Genomic DNA, 766 nt, shown 5'->3' with positions numbered 1-766 from the left:
AGCGCTGGCATAGCCCATGTCAGGAGACATATCCGCTCCGCCCAATTATTTCCTCGTCGATTTCGGTCAATCGTCCGGGATCGCCCGATCGCTGTGCTTCGTAGGCGGCCTGAGACAGCGTAAAGGCGATATCCACCGTTCGTGGGCTGGGCCCCTTAAGAAGCGCGACGAATAACCGGCGCGGAAGCGATTTGGGTGTCTCGATCGGAAGCGAGGCGAGATAGCTGTAGACGAAACGCTCAAGATGTCTGTCGGATCGCCAATTGGGCAGCTTAAGAGCTCGGAATCTTTTCTCGAACTGTTCGTCGTAGGACATGATTCTCGAGATGTTCTGTGTGCCCGCAATAATCAGCGAGAGCCCGGTCTGGTTGCCCAGCCATTTCAGAAGGTTGAGACAGGCGAGCTTGTGATTGCGGGTGGCGGCATCAAGATTGTGAAACTCGTCGATGATGATGAGCCTTAGGCCGCTGCGGTCCGCTCCAGTGACGAACCGTCCGAGATTGGGTTTGTCCATAGGCCCCAGGCCGCCGGCTTCCGAGATCGCCGATAGGAGAGTTCCCTCAGATGGGTTCACCGGCATTTCGGTGATCGCAATCGTGCGTACCTGGCTCACGATCCCTTCTGCGAGATCGACTTTTGCATAGCGACGCACAAATTCTTCAAGCAACGCGGTTGTTCCGGCACCGGAATCGCCGACGACCATGAGGTTGTACGGGCGCCGTTTTAGCGCGCCAGTCTCGTAAATAAACCTCATTTCCTCCATGAT

The 766-nt window shown here is 56.1% G+C and carries 1 protein-coding gene; it reads right to left on the bottom strand.

Features of this window, described 5'->3' with window-relative positions:
• Positions 1-19: 19 nt before the first annotated feature.
• Positions 20-766 (bottom strand): TniB family NTP-binding protein (locus PKF00_RS43925; protein WP_271223735.1); only part of this gene is annotated, 747 nt, incomplete at its 5' end.

Origin of the sequence: Streptosporangium carneum, assembly GCF_027922005.1 — a bacterium.
GTDB lineage: Bacteria > Actinomycetota > Actinomycetes > Streptosporangiales > Streptosporangiaceae > Streptosporangium > Streptosporangium carneum.
Note: the sequence above shows the minus strand (reverse complement) of the source record. Positions and strands in the feature narration are given on the sequence as shown.